At 63.4% G+C, this 23,914-nt stretch carries 24 protein-coding genes and 1 tRNA gene; 9 read left to right on the top strand and 16 right to left on the bottom strand.

Annotated features, from left to right (window positions below):
- Positions 1-9: 9 nt before the first annotated feature.
- From AC5P6H_RS07065 to AC5P6H_RS07055, 3 genes are all read right to left on the bottom strand, one after another.
- On the bottom strand, positions 10-840 hold the full coding sequence (locus tag AC5P6H_RS07065) for a hypothetical protein (RefSeq protein ID WP_495202425.1): 831 nt from the start codon (positions 838-840) through the stop codon (positions 10-12).
- Positions 841-1,052: 212 nt separating this feature from the next.
- Positions 1,053-1,487, bottom strand: coding sequence for a hypothetical protein (locus AC5P6H_RS07060; RefSeq protein WP_329772335.1), 435 nt, complete (start codon positions 1,485-1,487; stop codon positions 1,053-1,055).
- Between the two features lie 50 nt (positions 1,488-1,537).
- The gene (locus tag AC5P6H_RS07055; protein WP_180870645.1) at positions 1,538-1,888 is read right to left on the bottom strand and encodes a hypothetical protein; all 351 of its coding nucleotides are present in this window, start codon (positions 1,886-1,888) and stop codon (positions 1,538-1,540) included.
- Between the two features lie 249 nt (positions 1,889-2,137).
- Between AC5P6H_RS07055 and AC5P6H_RS07050 the strand changes: the two genes are divergently transcribed.
- Positions 2,138-2,470, top strand: a complete 333-nt coding sequence (locus tag AC5P6H_RS07050) for a helix-turn-helix domain-containing protein (protein ID WP_180870643.1) — start codon at positions 2,138-2,140, stop codon at positions 2,468-2,470.
- Between the two features lie 416 nt (positions 2,471-2,886).
- Here the strand turns inward: AC5P6H_RS07050 and drt3b are convergent, their stop codons facing one another.
- From drt3b to AC5P6H_RS07035, 3 genes are all read right to left on the bottom strand, one after another.
- Complete coding sequence (gene drt3b, locus AC5P6H_RS07045) at positions 2,887-4,839, bottom strand: antiviral reverse transcriptase Drt3b (protein WP_495202424.1); 1,953 nt, start codon at positions 4,837-4,839, stop codon at positions 2,887-2,889.
- Positions 4,829-6,145, bottom strand: coding sequence for an antiviral reverse transcriptase Drt3a (gene drt3a, locus AC5P6H_RS07040; RefSeq protein WP_180870638.1), 1,317 nt, complete (start codon positions 6,143-6,145; stop codon positions 4,829-4,831). The genes drt3b and drt3a overlap by 11 nt, the downstream gene beginning before the upstream one ends.
- Before the next feature lie 1,202 nt (positions 6,146-7,347).
- Positions 7,348-7,437, bottom strand: a tRNA-Ser gene (locus AC5P6H_RS07035).
- 124 nt (positions 7,438-7,561) lie between these two features.
- Between AC5P6H_RS07035 and AC5P6H_RS07030 the strand changes: the two genes are divergently transcribed.
- Positions 7,562-8,635, top strand: a complete 1,074-nt coding sequence (locus AC5P6H_RS07030; protein WP_495202423.1) for a DUF4241 domain-containing protein — start codon at positions 7,562-7,564, stop codon at positions 8,633-8,635.
- A 55-nt stretch (positions 8,636-8,690) separates the two neighbouring features.
- On the opposite strand, the gene AC5P6H_RS07025 is transcribed toward AC5P6H_RS07030, so the two are convergent.
- Entirely contained in the window at positions 8,691-9,683 is a 993-nt protein-coding gene (locus AC5P6H_RS07025; RefSeq protein WP_005410175.1) for a LysR family transcriptional regulator, read from the bottom strand.
- A 128-nt stretch (positions 9,684-9,811) separates the two neighbouring features.
- Between AC5P6H_RS07025 and AC5P6H_RS07020 the strand changes: the two genes are divergently transcribed.
- Positions 9,812-10,399, top strand: a complete 588-nt coding sequence (locus AC5P6H_RS07020; RefSeq protein ID WP_014647610.1) for an FMN-dependent NADH-azoreductase — start codon at positions 9,812-9,814, stop codon at positions 10,397-10,399.
- 136 nt (positions 10,400-10,535) lie between these two features.
- Positions 10,536-10,898 carry an SH3 domain-containing protein gene (locus AC5P6H_RS07015; RefSeq protein WP_495202422.1) on the top strand — a complete coding sequence of 121 codons (363 nt, stop codon included), beginning with the start codon at positions 10,536-10,538 and terminating at the stop codon, positions 10,896-10,898.
- A gap of 66 nt (positions 10,899-10,964) precedes the next feature.
- Here the strand turns inward: AC5P6H_RS07015 and serS are convergent, their stop codons facing one another.
- Positions 10,965-12,245, bottom strand: a complete 1,281-nt coding sequence (serS, locus tag AC5P6H_RS07010) for a serine--tRNA ligase (protein WP_014647612.1) — start codon at positions 12,243-12,245, stop codon at positions 10,965-10,967.
- A gap of 113 nt (positions 12,246-12,358) precedes the next feature.
- On the opposite strand from serS, the gene AC5P6H_RS07005 reads away from it, so the two are divergent.
- Both AC5P6H_RS07005 and AC5P6H_RS07000 read left to right on the top strand, forming a co-directional pair.
- A complete protein-coding gene (locus AC5P6H_RS07005; protein ID WP_111207052.1) occupies positions 12,359-12,997 on the top strand; it encodes an energy transducer TonB in 639 nt (212 codons plus the stop codon).
- A 119-nt stretch (positions 12,998-13,116) separates the two neighbouring features.
- Positions 13,117-13,689 carry an energy transducer TonB gene (locus AC5P6H_RS07000; protein ID WP_046431429.1) on the top strand — a complete coding sequence of 191 codons (573 nt, stop codon included), beginning with the start codon at positions 13,117-13,119 and terminating at the stop codon, positions 13,687-13,689.
- A 224-nt stretch (positions 13,690-13,913) separates the two neighbouring features.
- On the opposite strand, the gene aroA is transcribed toward AC5P6H_RS07000, so the two are convergent.
- From aroA to AC5P6H_RS06980, 4 genes are all read right to left on the bottom strand, one after another.
- Positions 13,914-15,221, bottom strand: coding sequence for a 3-phosphoshikimate 1-carboxyvinyltransferase (gene aroA / locus AC5P6H_RS06995; protein WP_049442485.1), 1,308 nt, complete (start codon positions 15,219-15,221; stop codon positions 13,914-13,916).
- A 76-nt stretch (positions 15,222-15,297) separates the two neighbouring features.
- Entirely contained in the window at positions 15,298-16,497 is a 1,200-nt protein-coding gene (gene pheA / locus AC5P6H_RS06990; protein ID WP_014647616.1) for a prephenate dehydratase, read from the bottom strand.
- Positions 16,498-16,548: 51 nt separating this feature from the next.
- The gene (gene serC, locus AC5P6H_RS06985; protein ID WP_014647617.1) at positions 16,549-17,634 is read right to left on the bottom strand and encodes a 3-phosphoserine/phosphohydroxythreonine transaminase; all 1,086 of its coding nucleotides are present in this window, start codon (positions 17,632-17,634) and stop codon (positions 16,549-16,551) included.
- 284 nt (positions 17,635-17,918) lie between these two features.
- A complete protein-coding gene (locus AC5P6H_RS06980; RefSeq protein WP_032961655.1) occupies positions 17,919-18,725 on the bottom strand; it encodes an FHA domain-containing protein in 807 nt (268 codons plus the stop codon).
- A gap of 125 nt (positions 18,726-18,850) precedes the next feature.
- Between AC5P6H_RS06980 and AC5P6H_RS06975 the strand changes: the two genes are divergently transcribed.
- The 3 genes from AC5P6H_RS06975 to AC5P6H_RS06965 all read left to right on the top strand — a co-directional run bounded on the left by AC5P6H_RS06975 (position 18,851) and on the right by AC5P6H_RS06965 (position 20,927).
- Complete coding sequence (locus tag AC5P6H_RS06975; protein ID WP_005417302.1) at positions 18,851-19,126, top strand: polyhydroxyalkanoic acid system family protein; 276 nt, start codon at positions 18,851-18,853, stop codon at positions 19,124-19,126.
- 80 nt (positions 19,127-19,206) lie between these two features.
- Positions 19,207-19,698, top strand: coding sequence for a phasin family protein (locus AC5P6H_RS06970; protein WP_241887394.1), 492 nt, complete (start codon positions 19,207-19,209; stop codon positions 19,696-19,698).
- A 236-nt stretch (positions 19,699-19,934) separates the two neighbouring features.
- Positions 19,935-20,927, top strand: a complete 993-nt coding sequence (locus AC5P6H_RS06965; protein ID WP_495202421.1) for a restriction endonuclease — start codon at positions 19,935-19,937, stop codon at positions 20,925-20,927.
- A gap of 146 nt (positions 20,928-21,073) precedes the next feature.
- On the opposite strand, the gene AC5P6H_RS06960 is transcribed toward AC5P6H_RS06965, so the two are convergent.
- The 4 genes from AC5P6H_RS06960 to AC5P6H_RS06945 all read right to left on the bottom strand — a co-directional run bounded on the left by AC5P6H_RS06960 (position 21,074) and on the right by AC5P6H_RS06945 (position 23,879).
- On the bottom strand, positions 21,074-21,466 hold the full coding sequence (locus AC5P6H_RS06960) for a type II toxin-antitoxin system HicB family antitoxin (protein WP_041863589.1): 393 nt from the start codon (positions 21,464-21,466) through the stop codon (positions 21,074-21,076).
- Positions 21,467-21,474: 8 nt separating this feature from the next.
- Positions 21,475-21,657, bottom strand: coding sequence for a type II toxin-antitoxin system HicA family toxin (locus AC5P6H_RS06955; protein WP_080053039.1), 183 nt, complete (start codon positions 21,655-21,657; stop codon positions 21,475-21,477).
- Between the two features lie 94 nt (positions 21,658-21,751).
- Positions 21,752-22,480: a histidine utilization transcriptional repressor HutC gene (gene hutC, locus AC5P6H_RS06950; RefSeq protein WP_033835268.1), complete on the bottom strand. Its 729-nt coding sequence runs from the start codon at positions 22,478-22,480 to the stop codon at positions 21,752-21,754.
- A 28-nt stretch (positions 22,481-22,508) separates the two neighbouring features.
- A complete protein-coding gene (locus AC5P6H_RS06945; protein WP_401735245.1) occupies positions 22,509-23,879 on the bottom strand; it encodes a formimidoylglutamate deiminase in 1,371 nt (456 codons plus the stop codon).
- Between the last annotated feature and the right edge of the window lie 35 nt (positions 23,880-23,914).

The following is a 23,914-nucleotide window of genomic DNA, read 5'->3' as shown; positions in this document are numbered from 1 at the left end:
AACCTAACCCTAGCCCTCTTGGACAAATCGACCATTGCTATAGCGCCAAGCCTTCCTTGCCGGAAGGCTCCGGACCTTGACAGCAATGCCACTTCTATCGAGGTAGTAGTTGCTGCCATTCCTGTTAGTGTATCCGGGCAGAATCACAGCACTGACATCCCGCCATTGCCGACCATCGAAGCGCTCCACGGCCAGGAACGGCGTACCGACATTGTTCTCGGTGTACATGACCAACGTATCGGGCGAACCAGGCGGCAGGAACATCTGCGTGCTGGCATCCAACTCGGCAAGGCCGCTGGAGGCATCCACACGCACGAAGTCCGACACCGACAGACTGGCGTAGCCCGAATGCACCTTCAGGGCCGCGATGGCATCGTAGATGCTCCTGAAGCCCGCAGTGACCACCGGTTCTTTGTTGCCGCAATCCGAAGTCAGCGCCGACGTGGTTCGCTTGGCTTTCACATCCGCCAGACGGGCTTCCAGCCGCTCATCGTATATTTCGTCCTCGGGGAGCACTCGCAAGCCCGACAGGACCACTGCCGCCTCACCCTTGGCACTGTAGCCGCATCCGGCCCGCCGTGTCCCTTGAGCAATCCCCAGCAGCTTCGCACCTTCGGCAGGATTGGACACGCACAGGGCACCGCTGAACTGGCGTAGCTGGGGATTCCTTGCGGTAGATGCGGCATCCAGCCGGAAGCAAAGGCTTACCCCTTCATCCGTCTCCTTCTGCGATGCGTCGCGGTACTCCCATTGCCCGCTGACCACCAGCGGGGCGACATGAGCCTGCGATGCCAGCGGGGACATTGCCAGAGCCATCACCAATATAGTTCGATTCAACATCTTTTCGTCCTTGTGTCAGGTCAGCCTGAGTACGGCAGGCGATAGACGGACTGCGCCTTGTAACCGGGATTCTGGGCCTCGGCGGTACGTCGAGCTTGGTCCGGAGTGCTGGCGTGGACCGTCACTACGAACGTGCCACTGCCGCCACCTGGGCGGCCCATCTTTACTTCATACTTTGCCATTGCGGCTCACCTTCATCCTTGCTGGACTGGTCATAGGAATAGAACGGACGTGATGTCCTTCGCCTTCGGGTCGGAGAGCAGTTCGCGCATTCGGCTGTAGGGAGGGATACTGTCTCTCACGTCAACGCAGACCAGCGTTGCAGCCCCCTCCTCATAGAAGACGGTTGCGATTCGCTCCTCGTTTGGTTGCATCGTGACCCCCGACAGCGCATGCACGCGCTTTGAACTCCCCACCATGCGCCCCTGTGTATCGAAACCAGCGCACTCCATGTTCGCTTCACGTAGCCCATTGAGGTAGTTCCTCATCACGCAGTTGTAGCTGATGGGGCCACGCCGTTCGCATGAAGCAGGCCGAACATAGCCGAATGACACCAGTTCGCCGGGACCAGCCATAGACGTGAGCTGGTCGCAACCGGCTAGCGAGAACAGAACGATGGCAATGCAAAGCGAGCGGAAGGCGCGCATGAAGCTCCTCATGGGATATTGGTAAGAGAAATGCCAGTCGCCAGCGCCAATCAGCGGCGTTGCAGTTCGGCTTCGCAATTGGGACAGGAATGGATGTCTCGGCTGCCCGAGCGCGCCAGAGCGCTTACCAAGCCGCCCACGATGACAGCGGCCATCATCCCGATACCACCAAAGAGAACAGAGGCAATGCTTGCCGCAATCGCGGCCAGCAGGATGCTTCCCCACCAAGTGGCATACCAAGGTCTGACACACGCCTTGATGCCCATCGGACCAACGTAGCCGCATTCGAGGCAAGTGATACGCTCGGCGTGCTGACGGTATTTCTTCAGGTTCTGCCGGATTCGCTCGGGCAGGACTCCGGGCTGAGCGGAAGTTCCGCTAGGGTCCATGTGCTGGTTCATCTATCCCCCTGTGGTTGGCAATTTCGTACAACACGCCATAGGCGCTACCGACTAACTCACTTGCACCTTAGAAGCAGCAACTCTCCTCGCGAGCCTTGCCGCACAAGGCTTTTCGGCGAAGCGGCACTACCCGTTCACACTGGAGCAACTAAGTCCATTGCGGCTCATGATGCTACATTTAATGTAGCATACAAGATAGGCCAGGGAAGCCATCCTGTGGGGTGCTACAGGACTGCACTTCCCCGGCCTATGTTGTCTTCCAATCTCCGCAGCATCTTTGCCAAGCGCCTGAAGCAGGCGCGCTTGGCCTTGGGCGTCTCCCAGCGCGAGCTTGGCAAACGAATTGGTCTCTCGGAGGAAGTCGTGTCCAGCAGGATTGCACGATACGAATTAGGGACTTCGGAACCCGACTTCGCTACAGCAGGCAAGCTCGCTCAGGAGCTTGGCGTTCCATTGGCCTATCTACTGGCCGACAACGACGTGCTTGCGGATATCATTCTCGCGGCGGCGAGCATGTCTCCAGCCGAGCAACAGAAGCTGGTCGCCGAACTGAAGAAAAAGAAGAATGACACGGCTAAGTAGTAGCCACTTGTGGCTGCGACAGCCGATACACATCATTACTTCTGACTCCGAATCGCCCAGCCAGCCGCTCGATGCCGACGTCCGCTTTCGACCAGGCACTCAAACTCAAGACTCGCGGGCACGGCGTTATCGATGGTGTGGCCATGCATAAAATACGGAGCAACACGAAGGCCAGCCATTCGCAGCACTATGCCCCCTCCAAACATGTGCATTGCGCTCATGCCATTAAAAGCCAAAAGGCAGAAAGAGTCGTGGCCGACTGTGGTGTGTGTGGTATTCGACTAAGGCCTGCGCACATGCATCTATATGCACCCAAGTCATCCGCAGCAGCACGAAACAATGCATACCAAGCTGCCGCATGTACAGTGCAATGAACCGCCCTGCAAAGTCAGCCACGACTCATTCATAGAATAGCTTCAATCATAGGCTGGCTTCAACTCCTTCCGCCTCAAAAGCGCAGGAAGTCCGTCTGTTGACCCCCAGTCGCAGAAGCTAAGATGGTCAGCGGCGAACTTCTTGAAGAAGTTCATATCACTGACGGACATCGGCTTGTATCCAATACTTCTTGTGAAGACGTCTATCGCGACCTTTTTGGTTCCATCTCTCGCAAAAGGACAGGACACAATGTCGAAGAAGAGAAGCGTGGCTTCAGCGTCCAAGTGTATGTCCTCCTTGCGATGCTCAAAGATTCTCTCTGCCGCATCACACGCCGCATCGCGAAGTGAGCTATATCCAGGCTTACCCTGCGCGCAAAACAGCGCAGTGACAATTTTGAAATAACCGTCTTCAGACGCGCCACCCAATCGAAGCGCCTCCATAACGTCAACTTCTGTCACCGAAGTTGGGCCTCCGATGTAGAACAAACAGGCCAAGAGTGAAGATATCTCGCATTCGCCAACAAAGGCTCGGTGAGCTTGCTTCAGAACGGATACGCCGTGGTCGACAATCTCTTGTCGAAGCACCTTCCCCGTACTACCAAACTTGTCCGCCATATCAGCAATGGTCAACAGGATTGAAGCAATCCGATACGTGGTGTTTACCCGGACATCCATCCTGTAAAGAAAGAATGCAGTCTCCAGTACGTAAGAAAGCTTCTGGTATACGTGATGTGGGTTCTGAGTTACGACTGCATCCTTTGTGAGACCTCTATTTGCGCGATATAAGACTCGCGAAATCAGCCCCAATGCGTAAGGTGATATCGTTGAGTAGCTTGCCTTATTCGTCTTGATGGCAGCCTTGAGCGCACGAATTAGGCGGTCCGCAGAGCGCTCATTCGGCGGTCGGACCGATGATGCACTCTCGTCAGGCTTCGACTCTGCCCAATGAAACTGATTAGAGATGCGCTCTCGCAACAAATCCCTTATTGCATCTCTCGCTATCGACAAGTCGCTAATAAGGGGCGACTCAAGAGTCTCCGTCTTAGCGTCATTAATTGACAACTTGTACTTCTCTAGAGAGACCTCGATTGCTGAGCGAGCAGCAGCGGACACATCCTCTGAATTGAAGAACACTAGGTAGTCATCTACGTATCGCCTTATCCGAAGCTGGGATTGGTCAACACCGGCGCCAGCGAGATGCATCGCCACATCATCGTCCACCTGTTGAAGTATGACTTCAGCAAAAAGACGTGAAACCTCTGGCCCTACCAGAATTCCATTTGTCTCGCTCCAGTTCGAACCCTGCATCAATGAGTCGAATGACTTGTCGAACGATTCAGCATCCTTATTCTTCTTGGCAAACGCCTTGTCGCGCACAGCCCATGATATAGAATGCGTATATATGCTCTGAAAACACTTGGAAACATCGAGCCGGAGCAGGCGACGATAGCCCTGCTCCAGCCTCCTAAACTCTGTGGAATCGTAGAATTTCCAAATCTGATTGTACGAGGCGTAGTAGAAATATGATGAAGCATGCGTTCGCTGCTCCTTGGAAGAACTTGGCGCAAGGTCGCCCGCTTCATCACCCAAGGCCGGCTCGTCCTCCTCAAGACTGGATTCAAAGTAGACCGACCCAACCTGTACCGGACGACGCAGACTGTAATCGCTCTTTGAGCACTGGTTAATTATGTAGTGGTCCCAAGTAGCATAGAACTCAATAAATTTTAGTTGACTAGCAGGGTGCATGATTGAGAGCGTTCGCTTGCGGCCATCGCCGCGCTCAATCTTGAAATTGAAAGGTATAGTGAACTTTGGCGAGACAACCCAGCCCAACAGCCCTTTCAGCAAGCCTGGAGTATTGCCAGGTGGATTAGACACAAACTCATACAACCGGTGGTTGGAGAAAAAGACAGGCAACTCGTATGGCAATAGCTCTGTCAACAGGACCCTAGCCGCGTCCTTCTTCTTAATTGCTATGGGTTTACGCTTCACGCCAGCACCTTCCAATCTCAGAAATTCGCTTCGGCGCAAGCTTGCGCATGCGCCTTAGCCTGTGCCCGTTGACGAACGAGAGTGACAACACCTCGCGCCGCTCATTTCTGCTCGGCGGCGCATGAATCTTGAAGACCCTGAGAAGGCTGCTAATGAGGAATTTATCCAAATGCTCCAATCGACTATCGCGCATCAAAGCATCATCGGATAGTGGGCTGTACAAGTCGAAGTTGTAAAAGATGCCACCACATAGCGAACCGCCCACCTTCAACGACTCCAACTTATAGTTGCCAGTAAGAAAAAGCACTCTATCGCGCAGCAAAGAAAAGTCATGCGTAGCCAAGTACTCCCGAGTGGCGGCATGAATTCTTGACTTGTACTTCGCCATCTTCTTGTCCGCCATGTACGCGCCGACAGGATTGAACCTCTTCTTCTCATTAACATCAGGGAAGGCAAGCTTGTAGCCAAGGATGTCCAACTGCCGGATGTTTGCGTCTGCGAGCAGCACGCTGCACTTGCAGGTGGAAGAGCAAGCGCAGTTGCCATTAGGATGAATACACCCTGCGGCACACCTACACTGGACGCTGATGTCTTTAGTTTTCGATGCATTAACGCGGAGACCATTTGCCTCGAATGCATCGTAGATTCTTCGCTCTAAATTTGATATCTCTACATAGGAGAAGATAACTATGTCATCGACATACCTTGCGACGTAATACACGCCTTCAATGGCGCGCAGGTCGCGCTCCAGATGGGAAGCATGGATTTCTGCGAGCGTCGCGCTCACTTGAAGACCGCGAGGCAGTCCGCGAGAGCCAGAATGACTAGTCAGACGGAGAAGCCTACTAAGAAGTTCAAGGGTCCGCGTCGATACTAAGCGGTCCGCCCGAATCTTCTCCACCAGTCGACGACGAGGCACGGATTCATAGAACGACCTGATGTCCAGCCTAATGACATGCTTGGGCGTTGTTTCTTTTAGTGCCTGCTGAATCTGCTTGATGATATCGAAGCGATTTGCTTGCTTGACCCTGTACGCGCGACGAATGTTGTCATTTATTTTTCGCATGACCATGATGTTCTCAAGGCTATGCGTGGAGAAGAGCTTTTTCCCTTTTGAAAGGTCACGCGCATTAAAGGACCTAAATCTAAACGTTCCGTCTAGAATTTGGTTCTGAATTGACGTCAGTAGGACGGTCCACTCCGCTTGGCTCTTTGGAAAGGAGCCATCATCGGCCTTGTACTTGAACTGCGCCCCCCGCCGTCTCATACGGTTGAGTGCTGCAACCGTAAACTCCTGAGAAATCATCTCCTTCGACTCCCCGCTTCCCCGACCCTAACGAGCTAAGCTTACAGCCAACTGGGACCGACTGCATCGCGCCTCATTAGAGCAAAGGCGACAAGGATTTTGGCCTAAGAACTGAGCGCAACAAGCTCACTACAGCGGCGCTGCTAGACGTCACAATGCCAATCTAGTGCATCGAGGCAAGTTGCGCATTGCTCCTGAGCGTAAACACCAGGCCCTCGATGCCGGTTGGCCTAATGAAGAAGATTCCGTCCCCCGTCGGCCAACTCTGCGTTTCTAGGTCTTTTGTCAGATAGGCCGCTAGCCCTTCGGCACTCCAAACCTGCCTCACGTCAGTTCGGTCTGTAGCCGACATTGACCTCCCAAAGTCATCCTGCAGCCACAAGGCCGCCTTGTTGACTACAGCGCCGAAACGTTCGTCCGTAATTTCGCAGTGTGGCCGTTGAACAAGCACGTGGAAATGGAGGCGACCACGCAACGCATGGCTTATCTTATGACGCTCGGCTACCACCGTTGCATGAACGCCACAGCCTCGCTTGCTCCACCTGGGTCCCCACAATGACCTGTTGATGTGTTTGACGCAGTCCCACAAAGAACCAACGGCTCGCCTGTCACTGTAAGCATGGATATAGGAGTGCGTCCACATATAGCTGTAAGGGCCAGTTGTTGATAGGAACTGTCTCCATGCTCCATAGGAGGAAGCACTCGGACCTACAAGTGATTCCACAACCGCTTCGTCATCGGACTTCTTAGGGATGTCGGTGAGCACCCGTTTCTGGGGTGCTATCTCCAGCACACCTCGACTCAAAGAGTAGTTCGCAATCTTTTCTGTCATCTGCATAGTCATTTCCTAAATTATTGCAATCGCTCTGGGCACACTTCTCCTTTTATTGGAGGGCGGTCGAACTGCGGGACTAGCCTCAGCAGTAGGTGGCTTTTCTTGAGCTACCTAGTAGTTAGTCCGACAAAATAGCCAGAGAGCGCAATTTTTTGTGACTGCGGTCACATTTCAGGAAAATACTATTGCCCTGCACGTCCAGTAGCGGCTATGGCACTGGTCGCGTCGACTTAGCAATCGAAGACTTCCCTACCTCGCCAGACCCGGCGCGTACGCACGCATGCGACCCTTCTGTAGGGAACAGAGTTGGGAACACCAGGGAAATGTCTCAAACTCCCTTTGCAATTCAATAAGTTGCAAAGATATCTGGCGGAGAGAGTGGGATTCGAACCCACGGAAGGTTTAACCCTTCGCCGGTTTTCAAGACCGGTGCCTTAAACCGCTCGGCCATCTCTCCAATCGGGTCCCGGTCGCCCGGGCAGCGCCGTATTCTCGCACGTGAAGGGCATTTGCCCAAGACTACCTTGCCCCTGCCCTCCGCATCCGGCACGGTGGGGGCCTTCACCGCACTCGGAGCCGCCATGGCCCATCTCGATCTGGCCAACCTGCGAACCTGCCTGCTGGACGACACCCAGCTGGCCGCTGTGGCCCTGCACCGCACCTTCGCCGGGCACCTGCCGGTCAGCAGCGGGCACGTGGTGGTCTGCGATCCGCTGGTGCAGGCCGAGGCGCCTGCGCTGGCCGACTACACCGCCCCGCTGGGCCGGCATCCGGTCGAGATCATCGTGCACAGCGGCCGCCCGGCGTTGGCCGTGGTCTGGTTCAAGCCACGCGAAGCTCTCACCGCGACCGCCCTGCACTGGCAGATGGCGCGCTGGACCACGCAGGACCTGACCGGACTGGATGAGGACAGCTTCATCGGCTACCCGGTCGACGCTGGCATCGGTTGCTTCATGGACACCGACACCCAGCAGGCGCTGCTGGCCCTGATCGAACGGGCCGATGGCGACGAAGAGAATGAATGGTCGGATGCACTGATCGACCACGATGGCCTGGATGAAGGCGCCGAATATCGCCCCTGGGGCGAGGACTCGCCGCACGGCCTGGTGGTGTTCACCAGCGGCTGGGGCGACGGTGTCTATCCCAGCTACTGGGCGCTGGATACGTCCGGCATTCCGGTCGCCCTGGTCACCGATTTCCTGTGCATCCAGGGCGGCGACGGGCGCGACGAGCGCGAGATTGCCGACCAGGCCTATCGCGACAACCTGCCAGCTGCGGAAGCCGAGGCGCTGGCGCGGCTGGTGGCTGCAGTAGAACGAGACGACGCGGAGGCATTGCAAATCCTGTTGGAGGATGCGCCGCAGCGCGCCAACCTGATCGAACCGGGCTGTGGCGGCACCGCCCTGTACGAGGCGATCCGCCTGGATCGTCCGCAGGCATTGCGGGTGCTGTTGCAGGGCGGCGCATTGCCGGCAATGCCCGAACGCCTGCACATGAGCAAGGTGACCAGCTATCTGGACTATGCGCGATTCCTGAAGAAGCCACGCAGCGCGGAGCTGATGGCGGTGCTGGAAGCGCCCGTCGTTGCAGCCGGACCGCCACCGGCCGCACCGCGACGCCGTAGTTTCTGGGACCGGCTGTTCGGCCGGAACTGATCGGCGCCGGAATACAGCAACGCCGGGCATGGCCCGGCGCTACCTTCGCGCCTTCTCAGCCGGCATCCACCGCCAGCGCACCCAGTGCACTGGCCTTGATCCGCTCCTTGGCCTTTTCACAGGCGCCACCGCAATCCAGGCGCGAGGCCTCCAGCTGCGGCGGCAGGTGCTCGGCCAGGAAGTCGATGAACACGCGCACCGCCGGCAGCAGGCCGCGGCGCGAGGCGAACACGGCGTGGCACACGCCCTGCGGCAGCGACCAGTCCGGCAGCACCACTTCCAGCTCGCCATTACGCACGGCGTCGGCGCACACGGTTTCCGGCAGCATGGTGATGCCGAAACCGTCCTTCACCATGCTCTGCAGCAGCGGGAAGTCGAAGCCGGCCACGCGCGGCTGCAGGTCGACCCGGCGCACTTCGCCTTCCGGGCCATGCAGTTCCCAGCGCTGGCGGGCTTCGTCTTCGCTGATGCTGAGGGTCACGTGCTGGGTCAGCTCTTCCGGGTCCTTGGGGCGGCCGGCGCGGTCGAGGTACTTCGGGCTGGCCACCAGCAGTTCCTGCACCTGGCCGAAGCTGCGCATCACCAGGCTGCCGTCGTCGTCCAGGCGCGAACGCACGCGCAGGGCCACGTCGTAGCCTTCGTTGATGATGTCCACGCGGCGGTTGCTGATGTTCAGCTGCAGCCGCACCTTCGGATACTGCTCAAGGAACTTGGGCAGCAGCTTGGGCAGCTGCATCTGCGCCAGTGACACCGGCACGCTGGCGCGCACCACGCCGCGCGGTTCGGCGCTGAGGCGGTCCACCACTTCGCGGGCGGCCTGGGCCTCGGCCAGCATCGTCTGCGCATGCCGGTGCACGCTGGTGCCGACATCGGTGACCGCGAAACGGCGCGTGGAGCGCTGCAGCAGGCGCACGCCCAGGTCGGTTTCCAGCTGGCTGATGCGGCGGCTCAGTCGCGACTTGGGAATACCCAGCGCCCGCTCGGCGGCGGCGAATCCGCCGTGGTCGACCACCATCGCGAAGTAGTACAGGTCATTCAGGTCATGCATGCCCGAGTTCCATATCTAGAACAATACGTGGCATTCAATCACCTTTATTCCGCCTTTGCAACAACCTATCGTTCTCTCCGTCGGCGGGGCCACCCCGCCCCCTTCCTCCCAGAACATAGGTGACTGCCATGAAGCTTCTGCATCTCGACGCCAGCGTGCTTGGCGACAACTCCGTCTCGCGCCAGCTGTCGGCCGCCGTGGTCGCTCGCCTCGCCAGCCAGATCGACGGCCTGCAGGTCGATTATCGCGATCTTGACGCCAATCCGGTACCGCACCTGCGCAGCAGCTCGCTGGCCAAGACCGACGCCGCTGAAGCGACCGATGCTGAACAGGTGATGCAGCAGTTCCTGGAGGCCGACATCGTGGTGATCGGCGCGCCGATGTACAACTTCAGCATCCCATCCACGTTGAAGGCCTGGATCGACCGCGTGGCCGTGGCCGGCCGCACCTTCAAGTACACCGAGAACGGCCCGGTGGGCCTGGCCGGTGGCAAGCGGGTGATCATCGCCAGCAGCCGTGGCGGCATCTATACCGACTCGCCGGCCGACTTCCAGGAGCCGTTCCTGCGTCAGGTGTTCGCCTTCATGGGCATCAACGAAGTCGAGTTCGTGCGCGCCGAGGGCATCGCCTACTCGCCGCAGCACCGTGAAGACGCCATCGCCGGTGCGCTGGCGGCGCTGCCGTCGCACGAAGCGGCCGAAGCCGTCGCGGCGTAACGCGTTCCAACGTTCGGCGCCCCTCTCTCCTCGTCTGGGCGCTGAACGCGGGCCGGGATCCCCTCCCCCTCCCGGCCTACCCTGGCGGCCCCGCTGTGCGGGGCCGTTTTCTTTTGCGGCGCGCTAGGCTGGGGGCATGAACTACATCGTGACGGCTGCGCACCGCAGCGAATTTCCGCACCCGATCATCCTGCGCCGCGGCCAGGCGCTGGTGGTGGGCGAACGTTATGAAGGCCCGGAGGGCTGGGACGACTGGTTCCTCTGCGAGGCCGAGGGGCAGCAGCCCGGATTCGTGCCGGCGCCGGTGATCGGCCGCGATGCGCAGGGTGGCGCGTTTGCCACGCAGGATTACTGCGCGCGCGAACTGGATGTGGACCCCGGCCAGACGCTGCGCGGGATGCGCACGCTCAATGGCTGGGCATGGTGCGTGCCGGAGAACGGCGAACCGGGATGGGTGCCGCTGGCGAAGCTGCGGGCCATAAAGGAGAGCCGAGCATAGGCTCGGCTCTACACAGATCTGTAGCGCCCGAGCCCATGCTCGGGCGGCGGCGCGCAGCGCCGGCTATCAGCCAATGGTTTCCAGGCCACCCATGTACGGGCGCAGGGCCTCCGGCACGGTGATGCTGCCGTCGGCGTTCTGGTAGTTCTCCATCACCGCGATCATCGCGCGGCCAACGGCCACGCCCGAGCCGTTCAGCGTGTGCGCCAGCTCCGGCTTGCCGGTGGCCGGGTTGCGCCAGCGCGCCTGCATGCGGCGGGCCTGGAAGTCACCACAGTTCGAGCACGAGGAAATCTCGCGGTAAGTTTCCTGCGACGGCAGCCAGACTTCCAGGTCGTAGGTCTTCACCGCCGAGAAGCCCATGTCGCCGGTGCACAGCAGCACCTTGCGGTACGGCAGGCCCAGCTTTTCCAGCACCACTTCGGCGCAGCGGGTCATGCGCTGGTGTTCGGCGTCGCTGTCTTCCGGGCGGCTGATCGAGACCAGCTCGACCTTCTCGAACTGATGCTGGCGGATCATGCCGCGCACGTCGCGGCCACCGCTGCCGGCCTCGGCACGGAAGCACATCGAGTGGGCGGTCATGCGCAGCGGCAGGCGCTCGGCGTCGACGATCTCATCGCGCACGATGTTGGTCAGCGGTACTTCCGAGGTCGGGATCAGGTAACGCGTGGAGTCGCCCACGGCGGTCTTGAACAGGTCGTCCTCGAACTTCGGCAGCTGGCTGGTGCCGCGCAGCGAGTCGGCGTTGACCAGCAGCGGCACGTTGGTCTCCTCGTAGCCGTGCTCGCCGGTGTGCAGGTCGACCATGAACTGGGCCAGGGCGCGGTGCAGGCGCGCGATCGGGCCACGCAGCACGGTGAAGCGCGAGCCGGACAGCTTGGCCGCGGTCTCGCCGTCCAGCCAGCCGTTGCGGGCGCCCAGTTCGACGTGGTCGAGCACCTTGAAATCGAACTGGCGCGGGGTACCCCAGCGCGCCTGCTCGACGTTGTCGTTCTCGTCGGCACCGGCCGGCACGTCGTCGGCCGGCAGGTTCGGAATGCCCATCGAGATCGCTTCGATCTTCTCGCGCAGCTCGTCCAGCGCCACTTCCGAAGCCTTCAGCTCGTCGGCGAAGGCAGCGACCTCAGCCATGATGGCCGAGACGTCCTCGCCCTTGGCCTTGGCCTGGCCGATGGCCTTGGAACGGCTGTTGCGCAGGCTCTGCAGCTCCTGGGTCCGCACCTGGATGCGCTTGCGATCCGCCTCCAGGGACTCCAGGGCAGACACGTCGAGCTCGAAGCCGCGGCTGGTGCGCAGGCGTTCGGCGAGGTCGGCGGGCTGGTGGCGGAGCAGGGCTGGATCAAGCATGGCAGGTGTCGTGGTGGGTATCAGGGATGGGATTATCGCTTGTTATACGGATTTCTGCCGCCCGGTTCATTCCTGGCGTGGCAGAATCGGGCTATTCCGTACTGGTCCGGTCCATGTCTGCACCCCGCTCGTCGTCCGCCAAGTCGTTCACTGTGCATATCCCGCGCAACGCCCTGAAGATCGCCGGCATCGCTTTCGGCGTGGGCGTGCTGTTGTTCGTGCTGGTCTGGTTGACCGGCCGCGACAAGGAGTTCTTCCGTGCCGATCCGGCCGCGCAGACCCCGCAGGAGACCGCGCAGGTGGAACCGCTGCCGGAACCGCTGGCCGCCGCCGCAGGCTCCAGCGACATGCCCGATGCCAAGCCGGCCCCGGTAGAGGACGACGCCCCGAAGCTGGTCGAAACCGCCCCGCCGCCGCCGGCGCCCATCGCTGAACCGGCCCCGGCCACGCCGGCCCCTGCGCCAGCCGCCACCGGCAACAGCCAGCCGATGCCGATTGCCGGCCAGTCGCCGCCGCCGGCCTACCCGGCCGCGGCCCTGCGCGCGGGCGAGACCGGCAGCGTGGTGGTGCGCGTGGACGTGGATGCCACCGGCTACCCGAACAATGCCACGGTCATCCAGCGCAGCGGCTCACGCGAGCTCGACCGTGCCGCCACCGACGCCGTGCGCCGCTGGCGTTTCACCCCGGCGCAGAGCAACGGCCAGGCCGTACCGGGCAGCATTGAAGTGCCGTTCGACTTCAAGACCCAGTAACTGAACGTTTCCCGGCAGGCAACCTGAACCCTGCCGGTGACGTTGACGCAACGCTGACACTTCCCGCCACTGGCCCGCGCAACACTCTCCCCGTCGTCCATTGACGGAAGGAGTTTGCGATGACCGCCACCACCCACGAAGACCTTCATTCGCCGCAGCTGCAGCAAGACGCCAGCGAACAGCACAAGCCCACGTCGCCCTGGATGTGGATCGCGCTGATCGTGGCGATGTTTGCCGCCGCGCTGCTCTGGCTGCGTCACTCGAATCAGGAAGACGTGGCGCCGGCACCGGTCGGCGAGCGCATGCTGCCCGCCCCCGAGCAGGCGCCGGTGGCCGACGCGCAGGAGCCGGCGGCCCGCCAGGCCGCACCGGTCGGCAACCAGCGCAAAGCCGCCCCTGCGGTACGCAATCGCGAGGCGCGCCCACTGGCAGGCAACATCAAGCCGACCTACCCCGCCGCCGCGCTGCGTAATGGCGTACAGGGCAGCGTGATCGCCAGCCTGAATGTCGATAGCCGCGGCCAGGTGACCAATGCCGCGATTGTTTCGCGCAGCGGCGAACGCAGCCGTGATCTGGATCGCGCGGTGCTGAGCGCCGTGCAGAACTGGAAGTTCCAGCCGGCGATGCATGAAGGCCGTGCAGTGGCCAGTGTGGTGCGGGTCCCGGTGGATTTCCGTACCGAACAGCGTTGATCGCGGACGAGGGGTTCGTGATGTTTAGACGGAGGCTTCGGCCTCCGTCCTTTTATCAGGAGAGGCGTGCCAACCAAGGTTGGCACCTACCGGGCGATGTGAGCGTGCCAACCAGGGTTGGCACCTACCGGGCGATGTGAGCATGCCAACCAGGGTTGGCACCTACCGGGTGATGTGAGCGTGCCAACCAAGGTTGGCACCTACCGGAAAACGCGATCCGCCGATCAGGCCAGGTTGAAGCCGGCGCTGCGCGCCAGGCCATCGAAGTCCGGGAAGGACGTGGCGACGTTGGCGATGTCGTTGATGCGCACTTCGCCGTCGCTGATCTGGCCGGCAATGGCGAATGCCATGGCGATGCGATGGTCGCCGTGGCTTTCGATGGTGCCACTCCCCAGCCGAGCCCCGCCATGCAGGGTGGCGCCATCCTCGGTCTCGTCCACCTGCATGCCCAGCGCGCGCAGGCCAGTGGCCATCGCCGCAAGACGATCGGATTCCTTCACCCGCAATTCGGCAGCACCGCTCACCACGGTCTGGCCTTCGGCGGCGGCGGCGGCCACGAACAGCGCCGGGAACTCGTCGATCATGTCCGGCACCAGTGCTTCGGGAATACGCGCGCCCTTCAGCGGAGCGTAGCGCACCACCAGATCGGCCACCGGCTCACCGCCCTGCTCGGCCGGATTCTCTTCGGTGATATCCGCCCCCATCAGGCGCAGCGCGTGCAGCAGGCCGGTGCGACGCGGGTTCAGGCCGACCTGCTTCAGGCGCAGTTCGGAACCGGGAATGATGCTGGCGGCGACCAGGTAGAACGCGGCCGAAGAGAAGTCGGCCGGCACCACGATGTCCGTGGCGCGCAGGCGCTGGCCGCCCCGCAGGCGCGCCTCGCCCGGCGAGAATTCGATGTCCACGCCGAACGCGGACAGCATGCGCTCGGTGTAGTCGCGGGTCGGGTGGGGTTCCACCACGCGGGTTTCGCCCTGCGCGTACAGGCCGGCCAGCAGCACGGCCGACTTGATCTGTGCGCTGGCCACCGGCGAGGCGAAGTCGATGCCATGCAGCGTCTGGCCGCCATGCACGTGCAGCGGCGGCGTGCCGTCGTCCTGGGTATCGATCCTTGCGCCCATCTGCGACAGCGGGCCGGTGACACGGCGCATCGGGCGGCCGGACAGCGACTCATCGCCGATCAGCGTGCAGTCGAACGCCTGGCCCGCCAGCAGGCCGGCCAGCAGGCGCATGCCGGTGCCGGCATTGCCGCAGTCCAGCGGTGCCTCCGGCGCTTTCAGGCCGTCGATACCGACGCCGTGCACGATGCGCTGCGACGGGCTGGGGGTTTCGATGCGCACACCCAGCTGGCTGAAGATGCGCGCGGTGGCGCGGGTGTCCTCGCCTTCCAGGAAGCCTTCGATATGCGAAGTACCATCGGCCAGCGCGGCGAACATCACCGAGCGGTGCGAGACCGACTTGTCGCCGGGAATGGTCAGGCTGCCCTGCAGCGGCTGGCCCTTGCGGGCGATCCAGTGTTGCGCGTTGCTCATCGTTCGATCGTTCCGTAAACGCCGGCAGCGCCGGCGATGCATCAGGGAGCGGCGGCCAGGGCCGCCACAGCAGCACTCAGGGCACGGCCACCGGGTAGGAGCCCAGCACCTTGATCTGCGCCGAGTGCGCTTCCAGTTCGGCCAGCGCCGCCTGCATCGGCGCGTCGTCGATGTGGCCGGCCAGGTCGATGAAGAAGCCGTATTCCCACTTGCCGTGGTGCGACGGCCGCGACTCGATGCGGTTCATGCTGATGCCGTGGCGGGCGAACGGGCTGAGCACATCGAACAGCGCACCGGGCTTGTCATGGATGAACACCAGCACCGAGGTGCGGTCGTGGCCGGAGGTCGGGAAGATGTTGCGGCCCACCACCAGGAAGCGGGTGGTGTTGTCGGCATCATTCTGGATCGGCTTGGTGACCACCTTCTTCAGGCCGTACACGTGGCCGGCACTCTCGCCGCCGATGGCCGCTGCGTCGTCGGCGTTGCGCGCGCGACGCGCACCCTCGGCATTGCTCGACACCGGAATCTTCTCGGCCTTCGGCAGGTTGGCGCGCAGCCACGCCGAGGTCTGCATGAACGACTGCGGATGCGCGTAGATGCGCTCGATGTCCTCGATGCGGCCGCTGCGCGACATCAGGAACTGCTGCACGCGCAGTTCCACTTCGCCACAGATCTTCAGGTTGGAGGTCAGGAACATGTCCAGGGTGATCTGGATGGTGCCCTGTCCCGAATTCTCCACCGGCACCACGCCGAAATCGGCGTTGCCTGCTTCCACTTCCTGGAACACTTCCTCGATGCTGGCCATCGGCAGGCCCAGCGCGGAGCGGCCGAAGTGCTTGAGCACGGCCTGCTGGCTGAAGGTGCCTTCCGGGCCGAGGTAGCCGATCTTCAGCGGCTCCTGCTGGGCCAGGCAGGCCGACATGATCTCGCGATAGACATGCACCAGCAGCTCATCGCTGAGCGGGCCTTCATTGCGGTCCACCACCATGCGCAGCACCTGCGCTTCGCGCTCGGGGCGGTAGTAGTCGACAGCGGCGGCCAGCTTGCCCTTGGCCTTGCCGACCTGGTGGGCGAAGCGCGCGCGCTCGGCGATCAGGCTCTGGATGTCACGGTCGATCTGGTCGATCTTCGAGCGCACATCGGCCAGCGCCAGCGGTGCCAGGGTGGGTGCCGGGTTCGAGGCGGCCTTGGCCTTGCCCTTCGCCTTGCTGGGCGCGCTGTCCTTGGCCGGTTCGGCCTTCTTCGGCGCCTTCTTGCTGGATTTGCTGCTTGCCATCGGAATTCCTTGTTGCGGGACCCGCACCCGACGGTGCGCGCCGTTCATTGCTCAGCCGTGACGCTGCTGGAAATCGGCCATGAAGGCGACCAGCGCCTCGGCCCCGGCCAGCGGCATGGCGTTGTACAGCGAGGCACGGATGCCCCCGACCACCTTGTGTCCCTTCAGCGCCAGCAGGCCGGCAGCCTTGGCTTCGGCGACGAAGCGGGCATCAAGCCCGGCATCGGGCAGGAAGAACGGGATGTTCATCCGCGAGCGTGCCGCATGCGCGACCTCGTTGCGGTAGAAGCCGCCGGAGCCATCGATGGCGCCGTACACCAGTGCCGCCTTGGCGGCATTGCGCCTGGCGAATTCGGCCACGCCGCCTTCGGCCAGCATCCACTTGAACACCAGGCCGGCCAGGTACCAGTTCCAGGTCGGCGGGGTGTTGAGCATCGAATCGCGGGCGACATGCGAGCGGTAATCGAAGATGTCCGCGCGCGGCTGGCCAGTACGCTCGAGCAGATCGCGGCGGACGATCATCACTGCGATGCCGACCGGGCCCAGGTTCTTCTGCGCGCCGGCATAGATCACACCGTAGCGGCGTACATCCAGCGGCTCGCTGGCGATGGACGAGCTGAAGTCCGCCACCAGCGGCACATCGCCGGTATCCGGCACATCACGGAACTCGACGCCGTGGATGGTCTCGTTGGCGGTGATGTGCACATAGGCGGCGTCGGGCGAGAGCTGCCAGTCGGCGCGGGGCGGCAGCGTGCGATAGCCGTCGGGCTCGCTGCTGGCGGCAATGTTGACGTCGACGTAGACGCCGGCCTGCTTGACCGCAGTCTTTCCCCAATGGCCACTGACCACGTAGTCGGCGCGCTGGCCGGGGCTGGCGAAGTTGAGCGGGATGAGCGCCTGCTGGGTGGTGGCACCACCGGACAGGAACAGCACCGCGTAGTCGTCGGGGATATCGAGCAGGCGGCGCAGGTCGGCCTCGGCCTCGGCGGCCACGGACATGAATTCCGCGCCGCGATGGCTCATTTCCACGATCGAGGCACCACTACCGTGCCAGTCCAGCATTTCCGCCTGCGCCTGGCGCAGGACCGATTCCGGCAAGGTCGCAGGGCCGGCACTGAAGTTGAACGCGCGCGTCATGTCACACCTGTGGGGCAAGACCCCTAGTATGCCGCAGTGCACCAGCCTTGCGGCCTAGTGCGGCAAGGGAAATTTGGTTTCATTGGAATCCATTCGCCGCCGGCGTGGCGCTGGTAGTCGCCGACCTTGGTCGGCGTACGCCGTCAGGCGTCATGCCCGCCGAAAAAGCGTGCCGACCAAGGTCGGCACCTACCAAAGCCGTGTGCTGCCAGGCGTCAAGCCCGCCGACGGAGCGTGCCGATCAAGGTCGGCACCCACCAGGGCGCGGACCCAGCGGATTCAGATCAGCGCGCGCCGAACCAGAGCAGCAGGCTGAGCAGTGCGGCCAGCAGCAGCGCACTCACCAGCAGCCACGGCCAGCGCCGGACCCTGCGCGGCGCGGCCGGCAGCACCGGCGCCTGCTCGGCCTCGTGGCTGGCGTCGTCCTCGGCGGGCAGCGGCCGCCGGCGCGGATCGTGCGGCACTTCCAGCACGAACCGGTGCTGGCCATCGAACACGACCTGGTCGCCGGCCTGCAGCCAGCAGTGGCGCACGGCCACGCCGTTGACCCGGGTACCGTCGGCGCTGCCCAGGTCGCGCAGCAGCACGCGCTCGCCGTGCACTTCCACGCGGGCATGCTGTTCGGCGAAGGCCGGGTCATCGATGGCGATGTCGGCCTCGTTGCCGCGGCCGATCAGGCGGGCCTGCGACAGGGTGAAACTGCGGCCATGGTGCAGGCCACCGACACCGCGCAGCAGTCGTTGCTGCTCGTCGCTGCCATCCTCGTTCTTCGGCGCAGGCGCCTGCAGCAGGCTCTCGACTTCGCCCTGCAGCACCATCTCCACGCCATCCACGTATACCGCATCGCCCGCGCGCAGCAGGGCCATCCGGCGCACCGGTCGACCATTGACGTGGATGCCGCGGATGCCATTGCCGACCTGCAGCCAGAGGCCGCGATCGTCCATGCAGAACTGGGCCAGCAGCAGGGCGCCGTGGCCGGCATCACCGAGCCGCACGCTGCCGTTGGCCTGGCGCACGATGCGCTGCACCCCGGGCCGCAGGGGCTGGTCGGGCTGTTGTTGCTGACTGAAGTGAACTAGCAGGTTCTGCACGCGGCGCAGCCTAGCAGGTTGGTCGCCAACGAAGAAGAACCCACGATGAGTGCTTGGCGCGGCGGCCCTTGATGCGCACAATGCTCGCCCTCTTTGATCATCCCCGCCCTGCGCCAGGAGCCTGCATGTCCACCATCGATGTCCGCCACGCCCACGCCCTGCCCGACGCACAGGCGCGCGCCGCGATCGAACAGGTCGCTGCCAAGCTGTCCGAGCGCTTCGGCCTGAAGTCGTCCTGGACCGCCGACGTCCTGAACTTCTCCGGCAGCGGTGTGGACGGTGCGATCGAACTGCAGCCGGGCGCCGTGCGCGTGACCGCCAAGCTCGGTTTCCTGCTGTCGGCGATGAAGGGCATGGTCGAAGGCGAGATCCAGCGCGTGCTGAAGGAAAAGCTGGGCTGAATCCTGGCGGCGGCCATCACGGCCGTGCAACGCCACCGCGCGCTACTCTCGGGGCAGGCCCAACTCCCACGGGAAGTGCGATGAACCACTACGAGAACGACGACCGCCGCAACGACGACGCCTCTTTCGGTGACCAGGCCGAGCGCTTCTCGCGCAAGCTCAGCGATTCGGCGCAACAGGTCTGGCTGGCCGGGCTGGGTGCGCTGGGGCGCGCGCAGGCCGAGGGCAGCCGCTTCTTCGACGGCCTGGTGAAGGAAGGCGAAGCCTGGGAAGCCCGCCGCCGTGAACGCAGCGGCGAACAGGGCCCGGGCTGGCGTGACAACGTCGAATCGTCCCTGGATGAAGCCCGCGAGAAGGCCTCGGGCACCTGGAACAAGGTCGAGAAGGCCTTCGATGACCAGGTGCAGGGCGTGCTCAAGCGGCTGCATGTGCCCACGTCCGACGAGGTGACCGCGCTGGAAGCCCGCATCGATGCCCTGCACGCGCGCCTGGCCAGGCTGGAAAACCGGGCGGCTTCGGGTGCAGATGCCCCCGCACCGGGCAGCCATCAATCGCCGGACAGCATTCCCTGAGCGCAATTGTTGCAATGCAATAAATTTTGATTGACAATCGCGAGCAACCCGCCAATCGCTTCGGCTGCCGTTTGTTCCCTCCCCTCACGGCTTCAGGATTGGCGGGTTTTTCGTGTCCGTCGTATACCGTTCTGCGCGCTCCATCACGCTTCCTGTCAGGAACATCCTGACCCAGCCGGGCACCGCGACCTTTACACTGTCGCTCTCCGCTTTCGCCCCTTCCGCCCTACTCCTGCATGCTCCCCTGGATCCTGGCCCTGCTGTCGGCCCTGCTTACCTGTTCCCTGGCCGTTGTCTATCTGTGGTGGATCAAGCGGCGGCAGAAGGAGATGCAACTCGGCCTGCAGGCTCTGGCAGGCATGCACTGGCGCGAATTCTCGGTTCTGGTCAAGCGCATGCTGCGCGAACAGCGCGGCCTGCGTGAGCTGATCGATCCGGCCGAAGATGCCCGCGAGCCGAGCAGCGACTTCCTGCTCAGCGATGGCCCCAATCAATGGCTGGTGTCGTGCAAGCACGGCCTGGCCTACCGCATCGGCACCGCCGCAGTGAACGAACTGGGTGCGGCCGCGCGCCTGGCCGGCGCCAAGGGTGGCGTACTGCTGACCGAAGGCCGTATCGAGCGCGACGGCCGTGGCGCCGCCGAGAAGCAGGCGGTTGAAGTGCTGGACGGGCCGCGCCTGTGGCCGTTGCTGCAGCCCTACCTCCCTGCCGATATCGAAGCGCGCGTGCGCGCCAGCGCCCGGCACGAAGCGCTGCGCCGCATTGCCATTGCCGCACTGGGTTCGGCCACGCTGGGGCTGCTTGTCGGCCTGGGTCTGCAGGGCCTGCATGTGGAAGAGCCCGCTCCGGTTGCTGCGGCGCCGGTGGTGCCGACGCCTTCGGCCGCACCCGCCCCGATCGAAGCAGTCCCTGCGGCCGCCCCCGCTCCCACGCCTGCCGTCGCCCCCGCGACCGACGCGCGCAGCAATCTCGACCCCGATGCCGCCACGCTGGAGCGCTTCCAGGCCGATCTGGCCCGCGCCCTGGCCGGCAAGCCCGGCATCGCCAGCGGTGTCTGGCTGACCCGGCAGACACTGGCGATCAACCGCACCGGCGAACTGGACGCGGTGTGGCCGCTGGTCTGCGAGGAAGTGCTGCACTACCCCGCGCTGCGCAACGTGCGCATCCAGCTCAACGCCCGCCCCGGCGTGGATGAGCCCGTACGCTGGCGGCAGTGCGCTACGTATTGATGGCGCAGCATCCGCGCATGGCGTGGATCTACTGAATCCCGATGCGCGACCCCTTGGTAGATCCACGCCACGCGTGGATGCCTTTGCAGAGTTGAGCCACGCGCGAACAGCAGCCGAGCATGGGCTCGGCTCCACATGGCGCCTGCTCAGCCCAATGCCGCGAGATGGGCGATGTAACTGGAGCGCGATTCACCCGCCGCTCTGGCCTGCGCATCCAGCCTCGCCAGGATCCGGCGTGGCAGGCTGATATTGACCCGCTCGATGGTGTCGTCCAGCAGAGCCGGATCAACGCAGATGTACGCAAGAATCCAACAGATGTCCTTGGATGCCTCGGCGGCGATCTTCTGCGGCGCTGAAGGTGTCGGAATCGAGCGCCCCTCATCCAGGGCCACATCAATCCAGGCGAGCGCCGCCTCTTCCGCCGCAGTGAGCGCATCATCAAGCGTGTCGGCCGCTGAGAAGCACCCCGGCAGATCTGGAACGACCACACCCCACGCGGTGCGCTCATCGCCCGCCTCGATCAAGACTGGATATCGCATGGGCCCTCCTACGTCAGTCCTGCGAGCTTCCGCAACGCCTGCACCAGCCCTTTCCCCAGATCCTTCCTTGGGTGAGGAACGGTGATGATGTGAGGGTGCTGCGAGTGCACGAATACATGATGGGATCCGCGGATCCGACGACAGATCCAACCTGCCGCTTCCAGTTCCCGGATGAGGTCCCTGCTCTTCATGCAGGGACGGTACACATCGTACACACGCCCCGACAGAGTTCAAGGCGACAGTCGTTTCGGCAGACTAGATCCACGCCATGCGTGGATGGAATCCCTATCGCGCGCCCGGCGCGAAGCGCGCCACCAGGTCCCAGGCATCCCCCAGGAACACCTGGCGAACGCGGGTGATCGGCTGTTCGCCACGCCAGGTCAGGCGTTCGATCACCAGGCAGGCGGTACCGGGCTTCACATCCAGCAGCCTGGCGGTGGCAGTATCCGCGCCCCAGGCACTGATGCGATGCTGGGCACGGGTCCAGGACACGTTCTGCAGCAGCCAGCTGCCCGGGGCGGTGGTGCTGAAGTCGACCTCCAACACCTCGGGCACGCCCACCGGGCTGATCAGGCGGTGCTCCAGTGCCAGCGGGCGACCATCGGCCAGATGCAGGCAGCGCATCGCCAGCAGGTTTTCCTGTCCGGCCAGCTCGACTTCACCGGCATTGCCGGCATCGGCAAGGCGCAGGTCGCGCTGCAGCAGGCGATAGGCGTACTGGTGGCCGCGCGAGCCAACCTCCATCGCGATATCGGGAATCTCCAGCGCCACCTGCTCCAGGTGCGGGGGCTGCCGCGCGACGAACGAACCGGCACGGCGGCGGCGCTCGATCATGCCGCTCTCGGCCAGTGCGGTCAGCACCTTGTTCACCGTCATCCGCGAGCATCCGTACTGCTCCATCAACTCGTGCTCGTACGGAATCCGGAAGCCCGGCGCCCACTCTCCACTGAGGATGCGGCTTTCCAGATCGCTGCGGATACGCTGGTTGAGCGTGGCGGACTTGCTGGCCTTCACGTAATGGGGTCTCGGTGGCGGGAGGCGATCAGCCCAGCACGCCGCGCAGGGCGGCAGCGAAGGCGCTGGTGATCGCCTCGCGCTGCAGGTGGCGGCCCTCGGCCACGCACTGGCGGCCATGGCGCCAGACCGATCGCAGCGCGCCATTACGTGCGGCGAACACCCAGCTGTCAAGCCATGCGTCATCCTGTCGCGCCTGCAGCGCCGGGTGTGCGGCGTCCAGTTCAACCAGGTCGGCACTGGCGCCGACCTGCAGGCCGGCGGCCACGCCCAGCGCCTGTGCGCCACCGTGCAGTGCACCTTCAAACAGGAAACGACCGCTGCTGCGGGTGGCATCCGGCGCCAGCACGTTGCGCCCGCGCAGGGTAAGCCGCTGGCCGTACTCGAGCAGGCGCAGTTCTTCGGCCGCGTCGATCAGCACATTGGAATCGGAACCGACGCCGAAGCGCCCGCCCTCGCGCGCGAACGCCTGCATCGGGAACAGGCCGTCGCCCAGGTTGGCCTCGGTGATCGGGCACAGGCCGGCCACGGCCTGGCTGGCGACGATGGCCGCGCGCTCGTCATCAGTGATATGGGTGGCATGCACCAGGCACCAGCGCGCATCCACCGGCGCATGGTTGTACAGCCACTGCACCGGGCGCTGGCCGCTCCAGGCCAGGCAGGCCTCCACTTCGCGCACCTGCTCGGCGATATGGATGTGCACCGGGCCGTCGGTCAGCGGCAGCAACGCACTCAGTTCCTCGCCGGTGACCGCACGCAGGCTGTGCGGTGCGATGCCGAGCACCGCGTCGGGCAGCGCGGCCAAGGCCGGCTTGGCGGCCTCCAGCAGCTGCGCGAAGCCGTCCACGTCGTGGATCAGGCGCCGCTGCGCTGGATTCGGCGCCGCCCCGCCGAAATCGGCATGTGCATAGAACACCGGCAGCAGGGTCAAGCCAATGCCGGTCTGGTCGGCGGCGGCGGCGATCCGCGCACTCATCTCGGCGCGGTTGGTATACGGCCGGCCGTCGGCATCGTGGTGCAGGTAATGGAATTCGCCGACGCGGGTGAAGCCGCTTTCCAGCATTTCCATGTAGGCCTGGGCGGCAATGGCCTGCACCGCGTCTGGGCGCAGGTGGGCCAGGAAACGGTACATCAGCTCGCGCCAGCTCCAGAAGCTGTCACCGTCGCCGCCGCCGATCTCGGTCAGCCCGGCCATGCCGCGCTGGAAAGCATGGCTGTGCAGGTTGGGCAGGCCCGGCACCAGGATGCCGACGCGGGTGTCGCCCGACTGCGCGCCCTGCCCCGTGCTGATGGCCGCGATGCGACCGTCCTGCACCTGCAGGCGGACATCGCGGACCCAACCCTCGGCCAGCAGGGCGTGGGCGGCATGGAAACTGTGCGGGGAACGCGAATCGGACATGGCTGGACAACCCGAAATGGACGCCTATATTGTAT

The organism is Stenotrophomonas sp. YJH_SMC_110 (genome assembly GCF_059369255.1).
The sequence above is the reverse complement of the archived record's forward strand: the minus strand, read 5'-3'. Positions and strand labels throughout refer to the sequence as shown.